Consider the following 19,135-nt stretch of genomic DNA (forward strand, 5'->3'; position numbering starts at 1 on the left):
CGTTCTTGCTGAGGGGAGGATTCTTTCTCTTCTGCAGCGAAAAGTACTGCATACCCTATGCGGGATGCTGCATATCAGTACCGAGGAGGAATATAAGGATGAAACGGTCTTTTTGGAAAAAAGGCGCATTGTCCGCCGGAACCGCCTTCATGCTTGTGATGGCTGCATCGCCTGCGGCCGCTCACTGGCTTTACGAGGATATTGACGGCGTTCCCTGGGCGCAGGACAGTTTAATCAGCACGTCCCAGATGCACGTGATCGACGGGGTGTCCGATAAAATTTTCGATCCGGGCGCGAAGGTAACGGGCGTTCAGTTCGTCAAGATGGCCGTGATGGCCAATGATCCGTCTTATAAACCGGATCTCGCCGGCTACTCAGCCTGGTACGGGGCTTATTTGGATCAAGCGAAGACGAAGTTGGGCCTTGTGGACGAAGCTTTCGAGAAGACGATGCTCAATCCCGCATCCCGCCTTGAAATCGTGCGCATGGTGAGCAAGCTCATTGAGCCGGAATGGAGATTTAAATCGGTTCCGGATAAAGATGCCGTGGCGCTTAGCGTTAAGGAAGGCATCCTGCAGGGCCGTGCCGAAGGCGATCTGGCCTTGGAAGCTCCGGTTACCCGTGCGGAAGCGGCCGTGCTGATCGACCGTGTCATGGAGAAAACGGGCAAGTACGGCAAGCGGTTCGACGAACCGGTTGTCGGAGTGGAGGCCGGTGCTTTCGTACTGAACGGACTGCGTCTCAAACAGAAGACGGAGGATGTATCCGCCATACTCGGAACTCCCTTCCTGCAAGGGCGCGATGAGCTGGACGGGGATATCGGGGATGAATATAAGAACTTTTACATCACGTACTATGAAGGCAAGACATCCAAAATCATGTATAAAGCGATAGATGAAAAGCTCCGGTCCGGCGATGTCGAGCTGGCGGGTGCGGCCGTTTTCAAAGGCTTTGACACTACTTACTATTATTTGGAGCAATCGGAGCAAATCCTGATGGTGAAAGATCAGAACACTTATCTGGGATTCGCGGACGGAAATTTTTATTTCCACGTCGATAACGGAGGCATCCAGCCGTATAACGAGGCGGCGGGCAAGCTGCATGATTTGTTCGAAAAGCACAAAAACAAATAAGAGCGGAACGTTACCCGAAGAGAGATTCATTTCATGAATCTCTTTTTTATTTGCCCGGGCTGGGGAAGGGACGGAAATTTTCTGCACGATCGATAGTTTATGGAGATAGAGGCTAAACATTTGGCTGCCTTTTGTCGATATTAGAAGAGGTGATTCCAACAAATGGGTAAATCGCCAGCCGAGCGTTAATGAACGCTTGATCGGAAGTTACCGTTTCTGCCGGGCGAACGCCATTGACCTAAAAGGGGGATCATATTTTCCAGGTACCGACAAGGACGTCGAAATTAAGTTCGGGTTCGGCACGAAAAGAAGGTCAGCTTTTTGAACAGCTGAGGAAGGACGGCTTTGTAAGCAGGTTTCCGGATGGCTGTCCAACAAGAACAAAGACTAGGAGATGAAATGATGCGGGCAATGAGGATTTTGGCTTTATTCCTTACCTTGACTCTGGTAACGGGCAGCTTCGGCGCGATGAGCGCGATGGCCTTGGAAGTGACCAGCCTGGTGCTGAACAAAAACGAACTTTCGCTGGAGGTAGGCGGCACCGCTTCCCTTACGGCAACCGCGGTTTACGACAGCGGCGCAACCGAGAATGTTACGGTTAAAACCGACTGGACCTCGGGTTCTCCGGATATCGCATCCGTGTATGCGGGATCGGTTACGGCGAAGAAAGAAGGCAAAGCCGTCATTACGGCCACTCATAAAGGGAAAACGGTTATCGTCAACGTGACGGTAAGCAAGCATGTCCGTTCTCTCATTAAAGACGTACAAACGATTGATTTGCGCAAAGGCAAATCCGAACAAATCAAACTTACCGCCTATTACGACGACGGTACGAACGAAGACGTAACGAAGAAGGCCGAATGGAACATCGACAACGGTTCCGTGGCTACGGTAGTCAACGGTCTCGTTACGGGTCAAAGCTCGGGTACTGCGATCGTATCCGCAAAATATAACAACCAGACCGTTTCCGTTCCGGTCAGCATCGAAATCGCGAAACGGGTAGATCCCGATAAATCGCAGATTTCCATGCTTCTGAAAGATTCGGAAGCGATCACTCTGATCGCGACTTATCCCGACGGCACTTCCGAGGATGTTTCGGACATCGCCGAGTGGGAATCCGACAACCCGGATGTGGCGGATGTCCTGAAAGGCAAAGTAACCGGATACGGACCGGGTAAAGCCGTGATCAAGGCAAGCTACGGCACGAAGTCCGCTGTTATCAAGGTAGACGTGGACAACGCCATTAAGCTGGATCTGGGCAAGGAAACGGTTCTGCTGAAGAAAAACGGCTCGGAGCAGCTGACTCTGAAAGCGACTTATGCCGACGGAAGCTCCGATGATATTACGGCACGCGCGGACTGGACTTCCAGTAACGAGAATATCGTCAGCGTCGTCAAAGGCAAGCTCTTCGCGAATGCTACGGGCGAAGTGACGGTTACGGCCAAATACGGCACGAAAACCGTATCGGTCGTCGTAGACGTGGATGTTCCGAAGCGTCTGGAAGCCGAGAAGGAGCCTCTGTTCCTGCAAACCGGCAAAGAGGAGCAGATCGTCCTCTGGGCGACCTATGCCGACGATACGAAGGAAGACGTGGCGGACGAAGCCAAATGGTCGGTCGACAACGAAGCGGTTGTCAGCGTGACGGACGGCAAAGTAACCGCACGTAAAGCCGGAGAAGCTAACGTAACCGCGACTTACGGCGGCAAAACCGTCACCGTTAAAGTGTCGGTCGATATTCCGAACACGATCAAAGCAAGCACGAAGACCGTTAACTTCCAAGTAGGCAGCTACGAGAAGGTAACGCTGAACGCCATTTACAGCGACGGCAAGGTGGAAGATGTAACGGATAAAGCCGACTGGACTTCCAGCGCCGCGGACATCGCGGAAGTACGTAAAGGCGTAATTACCGGCGTAGGCACAGGTGCCGCGACGGTGACGGCGAAATACGGGACGAGAACGGCTGTCGTTCAAGTATCCGTAGGGGTTCTGAAAACGTTGACTACGGGCAGCAAGACTACTATTTCATTGAAAAAAGCCGGTACTCAAGTGCTGGACCTGACGGCGACGTATACGGACGGCACGAAAGAAGATGTGACGAAAGAAGCGGCCTGGACGAGTTCCAATGAGAAAGCGGCGACCGTAGATGCCGGTCTGGTAACGGCTGTCGCTTCCGGCGAAACGACCGTTACGGCCACTTTCAATAACAAGACGGTTACGTTCAAAATTCAAGTCGATATGGCGGACAAGCTGACGGCGAACCCGTCGTTCCTGAATTTCGATCTCGGCGAGAACAAGCTGATCACTCTTACGAGCACGGATGGCAGCGGTACGCCTAAAGACGTGACGAAAGAAGCTGAATGGACGTCCAGCAGCGCGGCAGTCGCTACGGTAGATAACGGTCTCGTGACTCCGGTTTCCCGCGGCAAAGCGACGATCACCGCGAAGTACGGCGGCAAGACGGTTACGATTCCGGTCGAAATCGGCGTCGTTTCTTCCCTTGAAGTGGACAAGCGCTTCGTGTCCACCAAATCCGGCTCGAGCGTCCAGATTAAGGTGACGGCTACCCTGTCGGACGGCAGCAAGAAAGACGTCACTTCGAGCGTTCTCTGGAAGTCCAGCAACTACAAAATCGCGGACGTGAACGCAGGCAAAATAACGGGCGTCAGCGCGGGAACCACGACAGTCTCCGCAACGTTCGGCGGCAAAAGCATTTCGATTCCTGTCGATGTGGACAAATTGAAATATTTGCAAACCGACAAGGTTACCTTGGAGCTGAAAGCGGGAGCTACGGCGAAAGTGAAGGCTACGGCAACGTTTGAGGATCTGTCCGAGCAGGACGCATCCGTCCAGGCGTTGTGGAAATCTTCCAACATCCGCGTAGCGGACGTGAAAGACGGCGTTATCCGGGCAACCGGCAAAGGCAAAGCCACGATTACCGTGACATATGCCAAAAAATCGACCAAGGTTTACGTAACGGTCAACTAAGCATCGGAAAAAAGGATCTGCGGACGCAGGTCCTTTTTTTGTCCCGCGAAGGGTGGAGCTTAAATAAAAAATCCCCGTTCTCAGCCGGCGGGAAAAAGCCGGACAAGGCCGAACGGAGACAGATCGGAAACAAGATCGGAAACAAGATCGGAAACAAGATCGGAAACAAAATCAAAGAAGGGAGGCGGTTACAATCTATCCGGGAGCGGGGACAGATTTTTTTTGTACGAGTGTTTCTCAATATACATTTCTTTATCTGCGGCTTCGATCACTTCGGCGGCGGACATGTCCGTGTCCGGCCCTATATGAAAGAAACCGTGGCTGACGGAAACGGGAAAAGGACTGTCCGGTTCCCGGCTAAGCGTAAGCAGATCTTCGCGGATGCGGCTCCAGATGAGGTTGGCGGCGTCCGGCGGAGTATGAAAGACCAGTACGAATTCGTCTCCTCCATAGCGGAATAGATAATCTTCCGGCTCCAGATTTCGCTGAAGTACTTCGCACGCCTTGTTAATGAGCGAATCTCCTTCGGCGTGGCCGTAACGGTCGTTGACTTCCTTCAAATTGTTGATGTCGACGAAGCAGACGGCCAGCTCGCGGCCCTGTTCTCTGCACTGGACGAGCTCCTGCTGGAGAAGCGTCATTCCATGACCTCTGTTCAGCACACCGGTCAGGGCGTCGAGAGTCGCGTAGCGCGCCAGCTCGGCCTCGGCTTTTTTCAGCTCCGTAATGTCCGTAATTCCCGCGAGCACGCATGTCTCGTTGTCGTATACGATAAGCTCGTAGTTCATCATGACCCATTTCTCGGAATGAGGCGATACGGACAGCTGGCAGATCAGGTTCTTGATGCTGTCTTTCTGCAGAAGCTCATGGATGATCTCATCTTTCTCCAGGGTACCGGGATACAGGATGGAGGCATCGGCGGGCGTGCCGCTGTCCAGCGGGATTTGAAAAAACTCTGCGGCTTCCGCGTTTAGCTGTACGATGGTATTGTCCCGGATCCGGGAAAGAACGAGCGGATACGGATTGACGGAGAACAGCTTCCGGAAATGGATTTCGTTCTCTTGAAGCTTACGGGTGTTGGTGAAATCTTTTTTTCTCAGATTATACAAGGTCAAGGCGACAAAAAAAGCGATCCCCGCCGTAGCGGTCGTATTGATTTCCTTCGTAAGCAGAGAGTACTTGTCTTTGTTTGCCATAGAAAGAAGGACTAGGAACACCGGATGGTTAATTAATAGAATAACCAAAAAATTCTTGGGGTGAATGGGAAGGATAATGGCCGCGCTCAGCAGAATGATGATATAGGCGTCTACGTTTCCGGTCAGGCTTTGGCTGTTGATCGCAGATAGCATGCCGATAAATAGATAGAGGGCCGTATAAGTAGTAACAAGGAGGGGCGGCCGTAATGTCCGCGAAGCGGCAGCCTGATTCCGATGCAGGCGGTAGAGAACGAGGAACAGGACCGAGATCAGCATACTCAGCAGGTGAATGCCGATAGAGCCGTACCTGTAAGCCTCGTCGGGAACGTCCCGGTATAGAAAGAAATCCGCGTAGAAGTAATACGGATAGACGGCAATAAGCAGTATGGAAACCAGTTTGATCCGGTGAAGCAAGTGTCCGTGATGGGACTGGGCGAAAAGCAGCGAATCACCGGTCTGTTTGGAGGGAAAGATCAATTCTCGCAAAGTACTCATCCTTCTTTATCTGCTATACAATATGAATCATTTTATCACAAAATGCGGAAAGGCCGATTCTTTTTTCGGCGGATTTACGAGAAGAAAAAAATAGAAAAGCCCTTTTCCACGGAAAGTGAAAAAGGGCTTGAATTTAAAGGAAAGTTGTGATAAAATCACAAGTACTTATTTTTAAGTTAGATATTTACAATATATCATAATTTCATCTTGGTGTCAATACTCATAATTATAGCGATTGCAGTTGCGGTCATTACCCGGGGCTTTGGCGGGTGCAGACGAAGAGAACGACAATGCACTGGACGTGATTCCGGTTTCGGGAAGCAGGGGGCTGAGCATATGACAAAAGATCAACAAACAGGAACAGAGGCAGGACAACAATTCCAACCGGTACTAGATCCGTTTATGAAACCGGGAAAAGACGACTCCCGGGAAGCGGAGCAGGGCGGGCAGCAGGATGACCTGTCTTTGCCGCATGGTATCCGCATGGATGATCCCGTACGTATGTATCTGAAAGAAATCGGACGTGTCGGGCTTCTTTCGGCTGAGGAGGAAGTCAATATCGCCAAGAGGATCGAACAGGGAGACGAGGAAGCGAAGCGGATTCTGGCGGAAGCGAATTTGCGTCTGGTCGTCAGCATTGCGAGAAGATATGCGGGACGCGGCATGCTGTTCCTCGATCTGATCCAGGAAGGCAATATGGGATTGATGAAGGCCGTCGAGAAATTCGACTATACCAAGGGATATAAATTCAGTACGTATGCGACCTGGTGGATCCGTCAGGCCATCACCCGCTCTATCGCCGACCAGGCGCGGACGATCCGTATTCCCGTTCATATGGTGGAAACGATCAACAAGCTGAGCCGCGTGTCCCGGGAGCTTCTCCAGGATCTCGGGCGGGAGCCCGCTCCGGAGGAGATCGCCAAAGAGATGGAGCTCAGCGTGGAGAAGGTGCGCGAAATTATGAAGATCGCCCAGGAGCCGGTTTCGCTTGAGACCCCTGTCGGCGAAGAAAGCGACACGAATCTGGGAGATTTCATCGAGGATCAGGACGCGATGGCTCCGGCCGACGCCGCCGCGTTCGAGCTGCTGAAGGTGCAGCTGGAGGACGTGCTCGATACGCTGAGCGAGCGGGAAGAGAACGTGCTGCGCCTGCGTTTCGGACTCGACGACGGGCGTACCCGCACGCTGGAAGAAGTCGGCCAGGTATTCGGCGTCACCCGCGAAAGAATCCGCCAGATCGAGGCGAAAGCCCTGCGTAAGCTAAGACATCCGAGCCGCAGCAAACGATTGAAGGATTTTCTGGACGAATCATAAGAGCATGGGAGATGAAAAGGCATGACTGCAGGGTTTGTCATCCGCTGTCTGAACTGCGGGGAAGAACATAAAGTGGTGCCCGGCCAGCGTGCTTTCCGGGATGAGCGCATCGTGTTCGGTACGGACAATTACGGAGCCGATCAAATTTCCTGCGAATGCGGGAACGCTCTCGAGGAGCACAGCGAATACAAGGGCGAAGCGTTTCACAGCGAGTTCGTCGTGAAGTGGCGGGATTTATCCGGCAAGGAGCCGGCCAACTGAAGCAAAACAACGATTGAACAGAGCCGTTCCGGCAGGGCATTTCCCCCGGTTGGGTACTCGCGCGAAGCGCGGTATTCACCCGGCGGAGATGCCTTTTTTGATGGAGCGCAAGAAAGAGGGTTGCATAGTCCGGCCGTTCTGTGGAAAAATTAGCAGGGATTCAACCCGCCCGGCGCGGGCGGGAAATTAACGGCAAGGAGTCAGAGCCCGATGATTCATTTGTATACACATAACGACCTGGACGGAGTAGGCTGCGGCATTCTGGCCAAATGTGCGTTCGGTGAAGAAGCCGAGGTCCGGTACAATTCCGTGGAAGGGCTGAACGTGCAGGTTCAGAAGTTTCTGGAGCTTGCCCGGCAGGGAAAAATCAAGAACGAGTACCTCTACATAACGGATTTGTCGGTTAATGAGCAGAATGAGCAGGAGCTGAGCGAATACGCGCAGGCCGGCGGCAAAATCAGCATGATCGACCACCATAAGACGGCGCTGCACTTCAATGCATACCCGTGGGCGGCGGTTACGGTGGCGTACCCCGACGGCAGGCTTGCTTCCGCCACGTCGCTCTTTTACGAGCATCTGCTGCGCAACGGGTTTTTGAAAGCGACCCCGGCGCTGGATGAATTCGTCGAGCTCGTCCGCCAGTACGACACCTGGGAATGGGAGGCGAACGGCAACGGGCAGGCCAAGCGGCTGAACGATTTGTTCTACCTCGTGTCCATCGACGAATTCGAGGAAAAGATGGTGCCCCGCCTCCTGGGGAGCGAGCCGTTCGCTTTCGACGATTTCGAAGAAAAAATTCTCGATATGGAAGAGAGTAAGATAGAGCGCTATATCCGGAGAAAACGCCGGGAAATCGTCCAGACCTTTATTCACGATTACTGCGTAGGCATCGTTCACGCGGAATCGTACCATTCCGAGCTGGGCAACGAGCTGGGCAAGGAATACCCGCATCTGGACTATATCGCGATTTTGAATATGGGCGGCAAGCGCGTCAGCTTCCGGACCATCCACGATCACGTGGATGTTTCCCAGGTGGCGGGGCGCTACGGCGGCGGCGGACATGCGAAGGCTTCCGGCTGCTCGTTGACCGACGAGGTATATCCGGCCTATGTGGCCGAGCCGTTCTCCGTCGAGCCGATCCGTACGGACGCGTTCCGCAACTACTACAACGTCAAAAACAGCAGCTTCGGAACGCTGTACGAAGGGCGCAGCGACACGCGGTTTTTCCTCTATCCCTTTGACGGAAAGTGGAAGATGGAAATTAACGGCGAAGAAGTCGACGCTTCGTATGAAACATACGAGGAAGCCGAGCGTTTTATTAAACGGCATTACGCCGCGTGGCTGGTCCGCGATGAAGTGTTCGTGAAATTTCTGATGAAGCATTTCAGGAAGCAAGTTTGAGCCGTGCGGCCGGGCAGAAGGCCGCTGCAGGCGACAAAGGGCATACCTCCGGAGGTATGTCTTTTTTTGCGTGAAAAAAAGACGGATGCCGTGAATCGTCCATGCGGCGAAATACCGCCGCCGTTAAAGGTAAACGGCTTTAAAGGGATTACGGTGCAAACATCGGGGGTAAGAGGTACACAAACGGACGGGAAAACTTCGTGATTGGGCTTTACTGCTGGGCCGTCCGTAAACTTTTTTGGAAAGGGGAGAAGGCTGTGAGAAGAAAAATTCTCATCACGGGAGCGTCGGGAAGAATCGGCAGCGCTCTGCTGGAAGGGCTGGGCAGCCTGGATCGCTACGACATCACGGCGGCCGATCTGGAGGCCGATGAAGCGGCCGGAGTTGTTCCGCTCGATGTGACGGATGCCGGCCGTCTGGAGAAGCTGACGCAAGGCGTGGATACGATTCTGCATATCGCCTGGGCCAAAGACGACGAGGATTTCCTCGGAAAAGTGCTGCCAGTCAACGTGACAGGCGCTTACCATGTCTATGAAGCCGCCCGCAGAAACGGAGTGAAGCGGGTCATTTTCGCCAGCTCCAATCATGCGACGGGGTTTTACAAGGTCGGGGACGATGTGGAGGTTACGGACCCTTACCGGCCGGACAGCTTTTACGGACTCAGCAAATGTTATATCGAACTGCTCGGGCGCCTGTACGCGGATAAGTACGGTATTTCCTCCTTCAACATGCGGATCGGCAACTTTCCCGGCGATGACCGCCCTCATTCCGAGCGTTCGGCTCACATCTGGATTTCTTCCCGGGATATGGTGCAGCTTGCCGAGCGCTGTATTGAAGCGGACGTGTCGATGAAATACCTCGTTCTTTACGGAACGTCGGCGAATACGGGGAATTATTACGATATCGGCTATTTAAAAGAGTTGATCGGCTACGTTCCGCAGGACGATTCCGCCGTTCTGATGGAGGAAGCCCGGCAGCGAAGCGAGCCCATCAAGGAAGACGAAACCCCTTTTCAGGGGGGAAGTTTCGTGGATAAGAAGCCTTCCTAGGAATAGGGAGGAAGGTGCATGCTGCGTGTACATCTAGCTGTGTCCGGAGCCGGACGCGGCTCTAGGCGCTGAAGGCATTGCAGTCAACAACGTAACCCCCGGTATGAAGCATGCCGGGGGTTTTGCGCTGCATTGAAGCATGTGCAGGGACTTACATGCGGTTCACTCTCGTATGGAATCGGACCGTGGTTACGGACGGACAATTGTTTAAAGGGAACGACCCGTTCCTCAGATCCCGAAATGCCCGATCACCACGCCGCCGTATACAAACGCGGCAATGATCACGAACGCCGGATGAATTTTGCGCCTTTGCATGGCCCAATACGCGACGGCGGCAATGCCGAGCGACTGCCAGATGCCGATGGACCGGACGGAGCCTTCCGCCATCTGCCAGGTCAGCACGACCATCATGACGGCGATGACGGGCTGGACGAGCAGGGTCATGCCTTTCACGACGGAGGACTGCCGGTGCTTCTGAAGCAGCTTCAGAAGCACGATCAGGGCGGCCGCCGAAGGGACGACGGTGGCGGCTATGGCGACGGTCAGTCCGATCCAGCCGGCGGCGTCGTAGCCGACATAGGCGGCGAACTTCGTCGCGATCGGTCCGGGCAGCGTGTTGCCCAGCGCGAGGATGTTCGAAAACTGGCGGTCGTCCGCCCAGTGATAATGCGTCACCACCTCCTGGTACACGAGGGGGATGGAGGACGGGCCTCCTCCGTAACCGAGAACGTTGGCGACGAAAAAACCGATGAACAGGTTCAGCCACTCTTCCATCATGAACGGTCCTCTTTTCCGTCATCCGGTGTGCCGCGTTTGCCCGGCCCGCTCCGCAGCCGGCGGACGACCTTGTAATGAAACGCGCCGTAGGCCAGGAAGGCGATGATGACAATCGCCGCGTGGATATGGATGACCTCAAGCATCACCAGCGACAGCGCGAAAAATCCGAAGCCCGCGAGCTTGCCTAGCCCTTTGACGGCCCGTTCGGCGAACTCGTAGGCCATCAGGCCGATCATCACGGCCACAACCGGGACGACGGCGGCGATCATCCCCTGCACGACGGTCGAGCTGCTCAAGTAGCCGACCACGGAAAGCAGCGCGATCATCGCCAGTGACGAAGGCAGAATATGCGCGATGACGGCGACGATCGCGCCGGGGGTGCCTTTCTGCCGGTAGCCGAGGTAGGCGGCGATTTTCGTCGCGATCGGACCGGGAAGGGCGTTGGCGAGCGCCAGAATTTCGCCGAACTCTTCGTCCTCCATCCAGCCGTAATGATTGACGGCCTCATAGCGGATCAGAGGGATGACGGAGGGGCCTCCGCCGTAGCCGAGAATGCCGGTTTTGACCATTGCCGAGGTCAGTTCGTAGTAAGGCTTTCGCCCGCGGGAAGCCTGCTGCATGTTACAACCTCATTCCCATGCGGCTCTTGAACCGGGTGATCAGCACCTGGCAGTCCACACTCGTAATGCCCGGCAGGGGGTACAGCTTTTCTCTCAGGAACAGCTCCATCTCATGGTGGTTCGTAAAAAGCCCGTGCATATGAAGTTTGCTGGGACCCGTCATATGATAGAGGCTCGTCACCGAAGGCTCTTCCGCCAGCTCGTCGGCCACTTGGTGCAGAAACTTGGGCTCTACCTCCACGTTAAAAAAGGCGGAGACTCCGATTCCGATTTTCTCGGGATTGATAACCGCGGTGAATCGTTCGATCACTCCCGTTTCCATCAAAGCTTGTATACGTCCCTGCACGGCCACACGCGACAGTCCGATGTCTTTGGCCAGATCGGTATAGGAAATGCGGCCGTTGAGGTTCAGGGCCCGGATAATTTTGCGGTCGGTTTCGTCAATCCCCGCTGATTTGGTTTCCGGAAGCTCTTGGATGTTCATTCGGATCGCCTGCCTTTCTTTTGTTTTGAATACAAAGTGTCAGTAAAATAAATGAAATTATTTCGTTATGTAACAATATACATATATTTTCTTTCGTTTTCAATTATTCATGAAGGGCCGCATCCATTCCGCCGGCATCCGTTTAGTTTGACCGGAAAGAGGCCGCCGCATGAAAGAGCGGGCCGGAAAGACCCGGCGGCAAAACCGGCTCTCCCGCCCCGTCTCTTACAAAGCGGCCTGCACTTCCGCAAACTGGCTGTTCCACAAGGCGCTGTAAGCGCCGCCCCGCCGCATAAGCTCGTCATGGCTCCCGGTCTCGACGATACGTCCCCCGTCCATGACGCAGATCCGGTCACAGTGCCGGACCCCGCTCAGCCGGTGGGAGATCATCACCGTCGTGATGCCGAGGCCGGCAACCAGCGAGGTAACGGCCTTCTCGGTAACGGCGTCCAGGCTGCTCGTCGCTTCGTCCATCAGAAGGAGGTGAGGCTTCTTCATAAGCGCCCTCGCTACCGAAAGACGCTGGCGCTGGCCTCCCGACAGGTTGGAGCCGTTCTCCTCCAGCACCGTTTCGTAATGCCGGGGGAGCGAGGCGATAAAGTCGTGAATTTGCGCCTGCTTGCACACTTGCGCGACTTCTTCCAGAGAAGGCTTGGGATCGAGTCCCAGACACAAGTTGTCGTACACCGTGCCGTGATAGAAAAACGTTTCCTGCGGCACATACGCGATCCGGCTGCGAAGGACACCGGCGGGGATTTCCCGCAGATCGCGGCCGGCAATCACAATGCTTCCCTGCTCGGCTTCGAAAAATTTCATCAGCAGCTTCAGCAGGCTCGTTTTGCCGGAGCCGCTAGGTCCGACCAGCGCGATCGAGGAACCTTGGCGGATCGTCAGACTTACATCATTTAAAGTGAGGGGTCTGCTCCCGTACCGATAGAAAAGATGACGGATCAGAACATCCCCCCGCAGATCAAGATCTTCTTTGGAGACGGCGGTTTCATCCGGTGAAAGCTCTTTTTCGGGCGTCAGATCCATGTACTCACCGAGTCTGGAAGCGGCGACATAGGCCGACTGGAGCACGGGCTGGAGGTCGATCAGCCGCTGCAGAGGGCTCAGAAAATAAGCCAGGAGCACGTTGAACGTAATAAGCTGGCCGGCCGTGATCTGCCCGTCCAGCACCTGCCTGGCGCCGATCCACAGCAGGGCGACTCCGCTCATAAGCTGGAGGGCCGTCTTCAGGGCCGACTGGACGTTGTTCATCAGGCCGTACTTGAATGCCGTAGCCAGAAACGCCTCGTATTTCGCCCGTGCGGTTTCTTTAACCTCTTTTTGCGCAGTGGAGGCTTTGACGGTTTCAATCCCTTTAATGGATTCGATGACATAAGAAGTCAGCTCGGCATTTTCGTTCATCATCTTCCGGTTATACCGGTCAAAAAATCCCCTGAACCCCGCCATAATCAGCACATAAACCGGTACGAGCAGCAGCGTAAGGCCGAAGAGAAGCGGATTCTGGTTATAAAGGACGGCGGCCGCTATCAAAAGCGTCAGAGAATCGACCGCGATATAAAGAGAGGCTTCGGAAAGCGCATCCCGCACGTTGGAGGCGTCGGTCAGCCTGGAAGTGATTTCGCCGGTTTTGCGCGAACTGAAGAAGCTCATCGGCAGCGAAATGACGTGATTGTAATATTCCAGCACAAGACCGCGGTCGATTCGCTGAGCGAGATACAGGAACAGATGATTTCTCACGAAATCGAGCAGGGTCCGGACCGCATACAGGACAATAACGCCGACCGAGACGAGCGTGAGCGTGCCTTGCAGCTTTTCGGCCATAATCGTATCGATCAGAATTTGAAAATAAAAAGCGCCGGCCATGCCGATCGCCGTAACGAGAAGCGAGGCGGCAAGAATCGGCGCGAGAAGCTTCCGGTTGCTGCGGAGCAGGGGGAAGAAACGCTTTACGGCGCCCGTCACCCGGCTGCCGGGTTTGAAGCGCTCGCCGGGCGTCAGCAGAATTAGCACGCCTGTCCACAAATTCAGAAATTCCTCCGTTTTGTAAGTCCGCATTCCTTCGGCGGGATCGGCAGCGAGGACCTTATTCCCCGTAATCTTGTAGATTACGACATAATGCTGGACTTCCTTGTCGACCACATGCGCGATAGCCGGAAGTTCAAATCCCGCGAACAGAGCCTGAGCGTCTCCTTTTACCGCTTCGGCGATGAAGCCGAGTTTTTCGGCCCCCTGCACGATGCCGCAGGCATTCGTCCCCGTATGATCCGTACCACAAGCTTCGCGCACCAGGGAGAGCGGCATTTTCAGACCGTAATAACGGGCAACGGCAGCCAGGCAGGCGGGAGCACAATCCCTCCGGTCGTGCTGCCGGATACAAACCGGTTTTCGGCTTAAGCTCAATACAATCACGCCTTCCTACAGCAGGTTCTTATCTTTAAATAACCCGTAACAGCAAGATTAATAACAGTTTTTAATAGTAAAAAACGAAGAATAAATGGATAATATGTCCAATTTACGATTAATTTTAGAGGCAGGGGTTTAAATAAGGGTGAGGTTATTCAACCTACTTCGGAAAGGAGCACTTACCATGAAAACACTCAAAAGTAACCACTCTTTCACCAAGCTGGATGAAACCGAAATGATGGACGTTAACGGCGGCGATTGGAGAGACCATGCGCGCTGGGCGGCTGACTTCGTACGGGGCCTCTTCTCCAATCCCCTCGGCTGCGGACTCGGCGATGTAACTGGAGGCAACAGCAAACCGTCCAAAAGCTGCTCGCCTTATCCGGCCAAGAACAGCAACTGCTAATTAGGATATAATCAGGAAACAATCTGGAAATAATCAGGAAAAAGAGCGGGCCGGGTTAACCGGCCCTGTTTTCATTTCGTCATGCCGGGTAATGAACCCGAGAGGAAGAGCGATAAGGCAGAGAGGAGCGGGAGGATGGCTAACGAGGAAAGGGACCGGCTTGAAGGGTACAGGTATAATCTTCCGTTTTTTGAACATTTACATAAAGAGCTGCAGAATGCGGCGGGAATGTCCCGGAACCCGGCTGGCGAGGACGCACCTGGGGAGGGGGACGGCCATCCGGGAGCTGAGACCGTACCCTCCGGGACGGCCCGCCCTGAACGGATGCTTAACCCGCACACGGACAACCTGCTCCGCCGGATAGAAGAGCGCATTGCCCTGCTGGATAAGGTGAGGGAATGCTCGGATGATCTCGTTCCGCTCATCGGTGAAGAGCCTCCGGGCATGCGGGAAGAGCTGGCCGCCCTGGGCGAATCCGGGTACGGGAATTTGACGGAAACTCTGCTTCGGCCGGGCCGGGCGACAATATCGGTCGTCATTCCCGTCTTGAATGAAGAGCGGTGCATCACGCGGTGCCTGGACAGTATCCGGGGGCTGGCCGACGAGATCATCGTCCTGGATACGGGCTCGACCGACGGCACTGTCGATTTGATCCGCGGCGATTACCCGCATGTCCGGATCGAATTTGCGGAATGGCAGGACGATTTTGCCGGAATCCGCAACCGGCTGAACGATCTGGCGGCCGGAGACTGGATCTTCCAGTTGGATGCGGATGAGGCACTGATCGGCGATGGAGCGGAGCTTAGAGCTTTTCTGCAGTCTGTTCGATGATTGTCCGGCCGAAGCGCTTGTCGTTTCGCCCAAAATCATCAACCATGACGGCGGGGAATTGACGCTGACCCGCCGAATTTTCCGCCGTGAAGACGGGCTTCGCTATTACGGGGTCATTCATGAAGACCTGCGTAAGGAGATGGACGAAAGAGGCGGGGATCTGCGGCATCTAATGACGGAATTCACTCTGTCGCATGACGGGTACGAGCCTCAGGTGGTGAAGGCGAAGAACAAGCACGAGCGCAATATCCGCCTGGAAGAGCAAATGGTGGCGAGAGAGCCGGACAACATCCGGTGGCACTACTTTCTTGCACGGGAGAAGCAGGAAGCGGGGTACCCCGATCACGAAATCGTGGAGGGAATCCGCACCGGACTCCAGCTTCGGGGAACGCGTACGGAGCCGGATCATTTTCATCTGCGCAGTCTGCTGCTGCTTGCCGGTATCCTGGACAGCCGGCCTCAATATAACGAGCCGCTGAATGCCTTGGCGGAAGAAATCAACGCGCTTTATCCCGAATGCACCGACGGACTGTATTATCTGCTGCTGCATGAGTATACGGACGGGATGGGGAATCTGGTGACCCGGGCCGAGTCGGGGCTGAACCGGCTGAAGCTGCTGGAGAATCCGTATTCCCTGCTGCATCCGAGGAGCGATCATGTCATCCAACTGCTCGGGGAGATGTTTATGGCGGCCGGACAGTACAAGCGCGCCTTCCATCTTTACTCCACGATCTCTGACGAAAGAATTCTCCAAAATCTCCGGAAAAGACTGGGCGGCCTGCAGGACGAAATAGCCGCTTTTCTGGAAGGATGACGGGGCGTCTCCGCAAAAGGTTTCTGCGCCGCGGCCCGGCTGGCGGCACGGGGCCTTTTTTTGTATAACGAATCTTACTCTTGTAGGCAGGCTCTCCCCTCTGGGATAATGGAATTATGTGGAGTACCGCGGAACAGGCGGGCTTGTATTCAGGATGAACAAGAGAGGGAGAGCCATCATGAGTTTATTTACGGAAGCGACCATTACGGAGCTGCAGCATGCTATGGAGCAGGGGGAATGCACGTCCTTCGAGCTGGTCGGGTATTATATGGAACGGATTGCGGCATTCGACCGGCAGGGGCCCGGCATTAATTCCGTTCTGGAGCTGAATCCGGACGCCCTGCATCTGGCGGAAGCGGCAGACGCCCAAAGGCGGCTCGGTCAAGTCCGGGGTCCGCTTCACGGCATTCCCGTTCTGCTCAAGGACAATATTCAGACGGCGGATAACATGCACACAAGCGCGGGTTCCATCGCGCTCAAGGATCATTACGCCCGGGAAGACGCTTTCCTTGTCAAAAAGCTGAGAGAAGCCGGGGCGATTATCCTCGGCAAAGCGAACATGACGGAGTGGGCCAATTTCATGGCCGATGACATGGTTTCGGGCTACAGCTCCCGCGGGGGCCAGGTGCTCAATCCTTACGGGGCGGACCTGTTCGCCGGAGGATCGAGCACGGGGAGCGGCGCTGCCGTCGCCATCGACGTGACAACCGCGGCCGTCGGAACCGAGACGTCGGGCTCCATTCTCAGCCCGGCGATCCACAACTCCGTCGTCGGCATCAAGCCGACGCTGGGCCGCATTTCGCGCAGCGGGATCATCCCGCTCGCGCACAGCCAGGACACCGCCGGACCGATGGCCCGGACGGTGGCGGACGCCGCCGCGCTGCTGGGCGTGCTCTGCGGGTACGACCCGCGGGATGCGGTGACGGGCAGCGCGGCCGGTCTGGAAGAGCCGGACTTTACCGTTCATCTGGATAAGGACGGTTTGAAAGGCGCGCGGATCGGCGTTCCGCGCAGCGAGCACCTGGACCCGCTCACCGATGAAGAGCGGGAGCTTTTCGAAAGCCTCCTGGGGGAAATCCGGGAGGCGGGAGCGGTCATCGTCGATCCGGTGGAGATCCCTTCGCTGGAGGAGCTGTCCGGGCACCGCTCGGAGGTGCTTTTTTACGAGTTTAAGGCGGACATCAATGCGTATCTGGCGAGGCTTCCGGAAGGATTGCCGGTGCACACGCTGCAGGAGCTTATCGCCTTTAACGAGGCACACGCGGACGAAGCGCTGAAGTACGGCCAGGGGGTGCTGATCCGTTCGGAAGCCACATCGGGCAGGCTGACCGAACCCGAGTATCTGCTGCACCGGCTGGCCGATCTCCGGCTGTCTCGTACAGAAGGGATCGACTTCGCGATGCAGACGCATCAGCTCGATGCGCTTCTGTTCCCGAACACGGCGGGCGACGATATCGCGGCCAAAGCCGGCTATCCTTCCATCGCCGTGCCGGGAGGCTACTTAAAGAGCGGGATGCCTTTCGGCGTGATGTTCACGGGAGGAGCTTTTGCGGAGCCGGTGCTCATCAAGCTGGCTTACGCCTTCGAGCAGCTTCGCCCAAGGCGCAAGCCTCCGGTTCTGGAGTAGCGCTCACGCAGGAAACTGCCCGAGCCGCCGGACTCTCCGGGCTGTACGAAGCTCCGGACGCGTGCGGGTGCTCAGCGTTACATGACGGTGGTCAACCGCCGGATTATCCGTGGGGCTGGCTTATCGCTTTATACAAACGGCGGGAGGCTTCCGCCCTTAGGCATACTAATCCGGCGCTTGCTTCACACACCGCAAACAAACAAAACCCCCGCGTTAATCCGCGGGGGTTTCTATTTTTTGGGACAGCACGCCTTCCAGATAGGCTTTGTTGGCCAGAGCCTGGCGATCGCCGGGGCGGTACTCCAGCACAGTCTCGTTGTGCCGGTGCGCCAGCTCATGCTCGCCCAGCCGGTCATAACAGACGCACAGTCTGCAGATGCGGGAGCCAGGTCGAGCAGGCGACATGAGTCAGCGCCCACGAATCCGTGTGCTTCCCGGCCTGCAAAGCGGCCTCATACCAGTAAGCGGCGGTGCGGTAGTCCCCTTTTCGTAAGAAGACGTAGCCCAGCCGGCAGCAAAATTCCGCGCGCGGGCTTGCGTAGAGGAACGAGCGAAACACGCTGTCCAGCTCCCGCTTCTCGTCTCCGAGTGCGTGAAAACAGTCCGCCAGCCTGCCGCATGCGGAGATGTTGTCCTCGATCCAGCCGTTTCCGGTGCCAAGAAACTCTTCGTAATAATGGATGGCCCGGTTGTATAGCCGGTGGTCTTTCAATTCATTCGCGAAATAAAACAAATCCCGCGGAGAGAAGGTTTCCCCCTGGGCCAGCCGGTTTTCATAGATGCGCAGGTTGCGGCCGCTCTCGTGGTGCAGGGCCCTGTGGGTTACGGCGATATCTGACGTCCGGACGTTCCCGCGTACCTCCAGATATTCATGTACGGGCCCGTGCCAGAGAAAGCCGCGGCTTCTCTTGACGAGCCTGTTCCGCCTTATGCTGGCGGAAACTTGGCCGAATTCGTCAAAAGCGAGGTTATAATTCATATTCACCGCGTCCACGGAGGAATCGAGGGTTCTTTTGAGCGCGGCGAACTTGATCCGGTCCGGTTCTTCCAATACATCGTCCGCGTCCAGCCAGAGGATATACTCATTTTTAGCTAAACTGAACGAATAATTGCGGGCGGCGGCGAAGTCGTCGATCCACCGGAAATGATAGATGCGGTCCGTATATTCCCGTACGATGGAGACTGTCCTGTCTGTGGAGCCCGTATCTACGATGATGATCTCGTCGGCGAGATCCGCCACGGATTGAAGGCAGCGCCCGATGTGGTCTTCCTCGTTCTTCACGATCATGCAAAGGCTGATGGTAGGCAAAACAATCCCTCCCGAAGGTTG

Annotated in this window: 15 protein-coding genes and 1 pseudogene; 10 read left to right on the plus strand and 6 right to left on the minus strand. The window is 55.4% G+C overall.

Translation table 11 applies throughout. The features are described from left to right. Window positions 1-98 precede the first annotated feature (98 nt). Together ABC395_RS03545 and ABC395_RS03550 are read left to right on the plus strand one after the other, a co-directional pair. A complete protein-coding gene (locus ABC395_RS03545) occupies window positions 99-1,133 on the plus strand; it encodes an S-layer homology domain-containing protein (protein WP_413000751.1) in 1,035 nt (344 codons plus the stop codon). A gap of 399 nt (window positions 1,134-1,532) precedes the next feature. Next, window positions 1,533-4,118 carry an Ig-like domain-containing protein gene (locus ABC395_RS03550; RefSeq protein ID WP_413006679.1) on the plus strand — a complete coding sequence of 862 codons (2,586 nt, stop codon included), beginning with the start codon at window positions 1,533-1,535 and terminating at the stop codon, window positions 4,116-4,118. Between the two features lie 188 nt (window positions 4,119-4,306). On the opposite strand, the gene ABC395_RS03555 is transcribed toward ABC395_RS03550, so the two are convergent. Further along, window positions 4,307-5,809 (minus strand): sensor domain-containing diguanylate cyclase, encoded by a 1,503-nt coding sequence (locus tag ABC395_RS03555; RefSeq protein ID WP_413000753.1) that lies wholly within the window; start codon window positions 5,807-5,809, stop codon window positions 4,307-4,309. Between the two features lie 402 nt (window positions 5,810-6,211). On the opposite strand from ABC395_RS03555, the gene rpoD reads away from it, so the two are divergent. The 4 genes from rpoD (at window position 6,212) to ABC395_RS03575 (ending at window position 9,834) form a co-directional block, all read left to right on the plus strand. Continuing rightward, entirely contained in the window at window positions 6,212-7,123 is a 912-nt protein-coding gene (rpoD, locus tag ABC395_RS03560; RefSeq protein WP_196809670.1) for an RNA polymerase sigma factor RpoD, read from the plus strand. Window positions 7,124-7,144: 21 nt separating this feature from the next. Further along, the gene (locus ABC395_RS03565; RefSeq protein WP_413000755.1) at window positions 7,145-7,384 is read left to right on the plus strand and encodes a hypothetical protein; all 240 of its coding nucleotides are present in this window, start codon (window positions 7,145-7,147) and stop codon (window positions 7,382-7,384) included. Window positions 7,385-7,594: 210 nt separating this feature from the next. Then, entirely contained in the window at window positions 7,595-8,785 is a 1,191-nt protein-coding gene (locus ABC395_RS03570; RefSeq protein WP_413000756.1) for a DHH family phosphoesterase, read from the plus strand. A 257-nt stretch (window positions 8,786-9,042) separates the two neighbouring features. After that, on the plus strand, window positions 9,043-9,834 hold the full coding sequence (locus tag ABC395_RS03575) for an NAD-dependent epimerase/dehydratase family protein (protein ID WP_413000758.1): 792 nt from the start codon (window positions 9,043-9,045) through the stop codon (window positions 9,832-9,834). Window positions 9,835-10,062: 228 nt separating this feature from the next. On the opposite strand, the gene chrA is transcribed toward ABC395_RS03575, so the two are convergent. The 4 genes from chrA to ABC395_RS03595 form a co-directional block, all read right to left on the minus strand. Then, window positions 10,063-10,608, minus strand: coding sequence for a chromate efflux transporter ChrA (gene chrA / locus ABC395_RS03580; protein WP_374755396.1), 546 nt, complete (start codon window positions 10,606-10,608; stop codon window positions 10,063-10,065). Next, window positions 10,608-11,231: a chromate efflux transporter ChrB gene (gene chrB, locus ABC395_RS03585; protein ID WP_413000760.1), complete on the minus strand. Its 624-nt coding sequence runs from the start codon at window positions 11,229-11,231 to the stop codon at window positions 10,608-10,610. Before chrB ends, chrA begins: the two co-directional genes overlap by 1 nt. A 1-nt stretch (window position 11,232) precedes the next feature. Next, the gene (chrS, locus tag ABC395_RS03590) at window positions 11,233-11,715 is read right to left on the minus strand and encodes a chromate efflux transcriptional regulator ChrS (RefSeq protein ID WP_413000762.1); all 483 of its coding nucleotides are present in this window, start codon (window positions 11,713-11,715) and stop codon (window positions 11,233-11,235) included. Window positions 11,716-11,940: 225 nt separating this feature from the next. Further along, entirely contained in the window at window positions 11,941-14,133 is a 2,193-nt protein-coding gene (locus ABC395_RS03595) for a peptidase domain-containing ABC transporter (protein ID WP_413000764.1), read from the minus strand. 178 nt (window positions 14,134-14,311) lie between these two features. Here ABC395_RS03595 and ABC395_RS03600 point away from each other — a divergent pair, with 178 nt between their 5' ends. From ABC395_RS03600 to ABC395_RS03615, 4 genes are all read left to right on the plus strand, one after another. Next, window positions 14,312-14,533, plus strand: coding sequence for a bacteriocin-type signal sequence (locus ABC395_RS03600; RefSeq protein ID WP_413000766.1), 222 nt, complete (start codon window positions 14,312-14,314; stop codon window positions 14,531-14,533). 135 nt (window positions 14,534-14,668) lie between these two features. Next, a complete protein-coding gene (locus tag ABC395_RS03605) occupies window positions 14,669-15,364 on the plus strand; it encodes a glycosyltransferase (protein ID WP_413000767.1) in 696 nt (231 codons plus the stop codon). Further along, on the plus strand, window positions 15,324-16,178 hold the full coding sequence (locus ABC395_RS03610) for a glycosyltransferase family protein (protein WP_413000769.1): 855 nt from the start codon (window positions 15,324-15,326) through the stop codon (window positions 16,176-16,178). The genes ABC395_RS03605 and ABC395_RS03610 overlap by 41 nt, the downstream gene beginning before the upstream one ends. Before the next feature lie 178 nt (window positions 16,179-16,356). Beyond that, on the plus strand, window positions 16,357-17,805 hold the full coding sequence (locus ABC395_RS03615; protein ID WP_413000771.1) for an amidase family protein: 1,449 nt from the start codon (window positions 16,357-16,359) through the stop codon (window positions 17,803-17,805). 213 nt (window positions 17,806-18,018) lie between these two features. Here the strand turns inward: ABC395_RS03615 and ABC395_RS03620 are convergent. Further along, window positions 18,019-19,114, minus strand: a pseudogene (locus tag ABC395_RS03620) (tetratricopeptide repeat-containing glycosyltransferase family 2 protein). Window positions 19,115-19,135: the final 21 nt, after the last annotated feature.

It is taken from the genome of Paenibacillus canaveralius (genome assembly GCF_047238265.1).
Classification (GTDB): domain Bacteria; phylum Bacillota; class Bacilli; order Paenibacillales; family NBRC-103111; genus Paenibacillus_F.

Coding starts and splice junctions, on each gene's coding strand:
- ABC395_RS03545 (WP_413000751.1), top strand. CDS start 99: ATGAAACGGTCTTTTTGGAAAAAAGGCGCATTGTCCGCCGGAACCGCC.
- chrB (WP_413000760.1), bottom strand. CDS start 11,231: ATGCAGCAGGCTTCCCGCGGGCGAAAGCCTTACTACGAACTGACCTCG.
- ABC395_RS03555 (WP_413000753.1), bottom strand. CDS start 5,809: ATGAGTACTTTGCGAGAATTGATCTTTCCCTCCAAACAGACCGGTGAT.
- ABC395_RS03550 (WP_413006679.1), top strand. CDS start 1,533: ATGATGCGGGCAATGAGGATTTTGGCTTTATTCCTTACCTTGACTCTG.
- chrS (WP_413000762.1), bottom strand. CDS start 11,715: ATGAACATCCAAGAGCTTCCGGAAACCAAATCAGCGGGGATTGACGAA.
- chrA (WP_374755396.1), bottom strand. CDS start 10,608: ATGGAAGAGTGGCTGAACCTGTTCATCGGTTTTTTCGTCGCCAACGTT.
- ABC395_RS03600 (WP_413000766.1), top strand. CDS start 14,312: ATGAAAACACTCAAAAGTAACCACTCTTTCACCAAGCTGGATGAAACC.
- ABC395_RS03610 (WP_413000769.1), top strand. CDS start 15,324: ATGGAGCGGAGCTTAGAGCTTTTCTGCAGTCTGTTCGATGATTGTCCG.
- rpoD (WP_196809670.1), top strand. CDS start 6,212: ATGAAACCGGGAAAAGACGACTCCCGGGAAGCGGAGCAGGGCGGGCAG.
- ABC395_RS03615 (WP_413000771.1), top strand. CDS start 16,357: ATGAGTTTATTTACGGAAGCGACCATTACGGAGCTGCAGCATGCTATG.
- ABC395_RS03565 (WP_413000755.1), top strand. CDS start 7,145: ATGACTGCAGGGTTTGTCATCCGCTGTCTGAACTGCGGGGAAGAACAT.
- ABC395_RS03570 (WP_413000756.1), top strand. CDS start 7,595: ATGATTCATTTGTATACACATAACGACCTGGACGGAGTAGGCTGCGGC.
- ABC395_RS03605 (WP_413000767.1), top strand. CDS start 14,669: ATGGCTAACGAGGAAAGGGACCGGCTTGAAGGGTACAGGTATAATCTT.